Raw genomic sequence first — 4,192 nt, 5'->3', positions numbered from 1 at the left:
ACCAGGGCCCGCTCGGCGTGTCCAACCCGATTTCGCCGCTGCCTATCTGCGAGGCCTATTTCCGTGCCGGCCAGGAGATGGGCATCCCCTTCAACCCGGACTTCAACGGCGCTGCCCAGGAAGGCGTCGGCTACTACCAGTTGACCCAGAAGGATGCCCGACGCTCCTCCGCCTCGGTCGCTTATTTGAAGCCGATCCGCAGCCGCAAGAACCTGACCCTCCGAACCGATGTGCTGGTGACGCGCATCGTCGTCGAGAACGGTCGCGCTATCGGCGTCGAGGTGGTCGACAGGCCGGGCGGCGACAAGAAAATCCTGCGCGCCGAGCGCGAGGTGATCGTCTCGTCCGGCGCCATCGGCTCGCCGAAGCTCCTGATGCAGTCGGGGATCGGCCCCGCAGACCATCTGAAGTCAGTCGGCGTCACGCCGGTGCATGACCTGCCCGGCGTCGGCTCCAACATGCAGGACCATCTCGATTTGTTCGTCATCGCCGAATGCACCGGCGATCACACCTATGACAACTACGCCAAGCTGCACCGCACGGCCTGGGCCGGTCTGCAATATCTGCTGCTGAAGAAAGGCCCGGTGGCCTCCAGCCTGTTCGAGACCGGCGGCTTCTGGTACGCCGACCCGACCGCCGCCTCGCCCGACATTCAGTTCCATCTCGGCTTGGGATCCGGCATCGAGGCCGGCGTCGAGAAGCTGAACAATCCAGGTGTCACCCTGAACTCGGCCTTCCTGCGGCCGCGCTCACGCGGCACGGTGCGGCTGAAGAGTGCCGACCCGTCCGACCACCCGCTGATCGATCCGAACTACTGGTCCGATCCCTATGACCGCGCCATGTCGATCAAGGGGCTGCGACTGGCGCGCCAGATCATGCGACAGAAGGCGCTTGCCCCTTACGTGCTGCGCGAAGTGCTGCCCGGGCCGTCGCTCGCCAGCGACGACGAGCTGTTCGACTATGCCTGCCGCACCTCCAAAACCGACCATCACCCGGTTGGCACCTGCCGCATGGGCCATGACGACATGGCCGTGGTGACACCGGATCTGCGGTTGCGCGGCATCGAGGGCCTGCGCGTTTGCGACGCCTCGGTGATGCCGCGCGTGCCTTCATCCAACACCAATGCGCCGACAATGATGGTCGGTGAAAAAGGAGCCGATCTGGTCCTCGGCCGCGAGCCGCTGCCGCCGGCGGTGTTTTCCGGAAACCGGGCTGCTTAGCCGCTGAGGAGCAAGACATGATCAGGCACTGTGTTTTCGCTAGATTTCGCAATGATGTCGCCGCTACCGAGCGCACGGCGGTCCATGCCGATCTCGAGGCGCTGCGACAGCTGATCGACGGCATGGACGCCGTAAAATTCAGCGCCAATGTCAGCCCCGAGCCGTTCGCACGCGGCTTCACCCATGGCTTCACCATCGACTTCCGCGATGCTGCCGCGCGCGATGCCTATCTTGCGCATGAAGCGCACCAGCGCGCCGGCGCACGCCTGGTCGCTGCCCTGGAAGGCGGCACGGACGGGCTGATGGTGTTTGATCTCGAAATCTAGACTCACCATCAAGCCACGATCGAGTTCATCGACAGATGGCACCGGTCGCTCCTCATCGCACCTCAGGGGCGTTCGATCAAATGAGCCGCGCGAAAAAGTGACCACCGGTCTTCCCTGAACTGGCTGATAATTCCTCACATCGATGATGGTGGAGGAGGAAGATTTGCCCCTTAATTCGCAGCAGAAGAAGACCGTCCTCGCCTCGTTCCTGGGCTGGACGCTCGATGCTTTCGATTTCTTCCTTCTGACATTCCTGCTCACCGATATCGCGACCGAATTCCACGCCGACGTGCCCGCGGTCTCCAAGGCGCTGTTCCTGACCTTGGCCACACGCTTCATCGGCGCGTTCTTCTTCGGCATGCTTGCCGACAAGTACGGGCGCAAGCCGATCCTCATGCTCAACATCGTGAGCTATTCGGTGATCGGCGCGCTGGCCGCCTTCTCACCCAATCTCGGCATCTTCCTCGCCCTGCGCGCGCTGTTCGGCATCGCCATGGGCGGCGAATGGGGGCTTGGCAGTTCGCTGGCCATGGAATCCATTCCGCCGAGCGCACGCGGCATGGTCTCCGGCATCCTGCAATGCGGCTATCCGGCCGGCTATCTGCTGGCGGCGGTGGTCTATGGCCTGCTCTATCAGCAGACGATCGGCGGCTACACGATCGGCTGGCGCGCCATGTTCCTGCTCAGCTTCGTGCCGGCGCTGATTGTGCTCTTCATCCGCTCGCATGTGCCGGAATCGCCGGCCTTCGTCGAAGCGCAGAAGACGGCTCGACCGGGCATGTGGGAAACCCTGCAGAAACACTGGGGTGTCGCGCTCTATGCCGTCGTGCTGATGATGTTCTTCAATTTCTTCAGTCATGGCACGCAGGACCTCTACCCGACCTTCCTGAAGAAGCAGCACGGCTTCGATCCGCATACGGTGAGCTGGATCACCATCGTCGCCAATATCGGCGCCATCGTCGGCGGCCTGGCATTCGGCGCGCTGTCCGAAAAGATCGGCCGCGTCAACGCCATCACGCTGGCCTGCCTGATCGCCTTGCCGTCGATCCCGCTATGGGCCTACTCGACCACGCCGTTCATGCTCGCCATCGGCGCCTTCGTCATGCAGGTCGCGGTCCAGGGCGCCTGGGGCGTCATCCCCGTGCACCTCAACGAGCTTTCGCCCGGGGCGGTGCGGGCGACCTTGCCCGGCTTTATCTATCAGGCGGGCAATCTCGCCGCGTCCTATGGCGGCCCCTATCAGGCAGGAATCGCGGAAAGCGCCGGAGGCAGCTATGGCTATGCCCTGGCGCTGTTCGCAGGCGTGGTCGCCATCTGCATCATCGTCGTCATCCGTTTCAGTCCGGAACGACGTGGCCAGTTGATGACCGTACTCAATTAGGGTCGAAATCAGCCGAGCCTGAGCGCAACGACACCGGCGACGATGCTGAGCGCGGCGGCACCGCGCCAGCCGGTCATTTTTTCGCCGAGAGCGAAGACCGAGATCATCATGGCAAACAGGATCGAGGTTTCGCGCAGCGAGGCCACGGAGGCGATCGGCGCCTTGGTCATCGCCCACATGACGATCCAGTAGGCGGCGCCGCTGAGCACGCCCGTGAACAGCCCTGCCTTCCAGTCGCGCGCCAACACCGGCAGCGCCTTCGGCCCGCGGAAGATGAGGCACAGCACCAAGGCGCCAAAAGCATCGCAGATGAACAGCCAGGCTGCATAGCTCTGCGCGGTTGCCGCCAGCCGTGCGCCGCTGCCGTCGGACAGCGTGTAACTGGCAATGAAGATGGAAGTGCCCAGTGCGAAGCCAACCGCGCGCAGATTGAGTTTTTCCAGATGTGCGCCGCCACGAAACGACATCACCAGCGTGCCGGCCGACAACAGGAAGATGCCGAGCATGGCGAACGGGCCGGGAATCTCGGCAACGACGAACATGCCGCCAAAGGCCGAGAGCAGAGGTGCGGTGCCCCGCGCCAGCGGATAAGTCTGGGCGAAATCGCCGGCCTTGTAGGCGCCGATCAGGAAGGTGCGGTAGCCCATGTGGAAAATGACGGAGGCGATGATGTAGGGCCACACCTCCGCCTTCGGCACTTCGACGAAGGGCAGCACCACGAGTGCCGCCGCGCCCATGCCGAGCGTCATCAGCGTGATCGACAGGAAGCGGTCGAGATGGACCTTGACCAGCGCGTTCCAGATCGCGTGCATGGCGGCGGCGGCAAGCACTGCGAAAAAGACGAAAAGCGTCATGTGGCAATGCCGGGCGTTTCCAGGTCGATGTCGACCCGCAACGGAAAATGATCCGACGCAACCTCGTCGATATCGGCACAGATCGAACGCACCCGCCCGGCGAACATGCCGCCGACGAAGCAATGGTCGAGCCGGCGCTTTGCCAATCTGCCGTCGATGGTCTTCACATGGGTGTGGAAGTCCGGAACTGGCTCCCCGGCAACGGCGGCGGCATCGACGAAACCGCTGAGATAGGCGGCACCCCGATGGTAGGGCGTGCTGCCGACGATGCGGCGATATTCGGCGCTGCCCGGCTCCATGTTGAAATCGCCCATCCAGATCGCCGCCAGCGGGTTTTCCGGCTCCGCTTCGCCGCTGGTCCAGTTGCGCGTGGGCTCGTCGTCGACGCCGCTCCACGGCCCGCCGTCGGAC

At 63.7% G+C, this 4,192-nt stretch carries 5 protein-coding genes; 3 read left to right on the top strand and 2 right to left on the bottom strand.

Annotated elements, in window-relative coordinates; translation table 11 throughout:
* The 3 genes from ENZ74_RS23900 to ENZ74_RS23890 all read left to right on the top strand — a co-directional run.
* On the top strand, positions 1–1,220 hold a 1,220-nt coding region (locus ENZ74_RS23900; RefSeq protein WP_127313029.1), incomplete at its 5' end, for a GMC oxidoreductase.
* Between the two features lie 17 nt (positions 1,221–1,237).
* A complete protein-coding gene (locus ENZ74_RS23895) occupies positions 1,238–1,546 on the top strand; it encodes a Dabb family protein (protein ID WP_063168958.1) in 309 nt (102 codons plus the stop codon).
* A 163-nt stretch (positions 1,547–1,709) separates the two neighbouring features.
* Positions 1,710–2,927 (top strand): MFS transporter, encoded by a 1,218-nt coding sequence (locus ENZ74_RS23890; protein ID WP_024502755.1) that lies wholly within the window; start codon positions 1,710–1,712, stop codon positions 2,925–2,927.
* Positions 2,928–2,935: 8 nt separating this feature from the next.
* Here the strand turns inward: ENZ74_RS23890 and ENZ74_RS23885 are convergent, their stop codons facing one another.
* Together ENZ74_RS23885 and ENZ74_RS23880 are read right to left on the bottom strand one after the other, a co-directional pair.
* Complete coding sequence (locus tag ENZ74_RS23885) at positions 2,936–3,781, bottom strand: EamA family transporter (protein WP_013529691.1); 846 nt, start codon at positions 3,779–3,781, stop codon at positions 2,936–2,938.
* Positions 3,778–4,192 (bottom strand): endonuclease/exonuclease/phosphatase family protein (locus ENZ74_RS23880; protein ID WP_348630603.1); only part of this gene is annotated, 415 nt, incomplete at its 5' end. The genes ENZ74_RS23885 and ENZ74_RS23880, both read right to left, overlap by 4 nt.

Source organism: Mesorhizobium sp. M7A.F.Ca.CA.002.15.2.1, assembly GCF_003998715.1.
GTDB classification, from domain to species: Bacteria; Pseudomonadota; Alphaproteobacteria; order Rhizobiales; family Rhizobiaceae; genus Mesorhizobium; species Mesorhizobium ciceri.
This window is presented reverse-complemented; position numbering and strand designations above follow the sequence as displayed.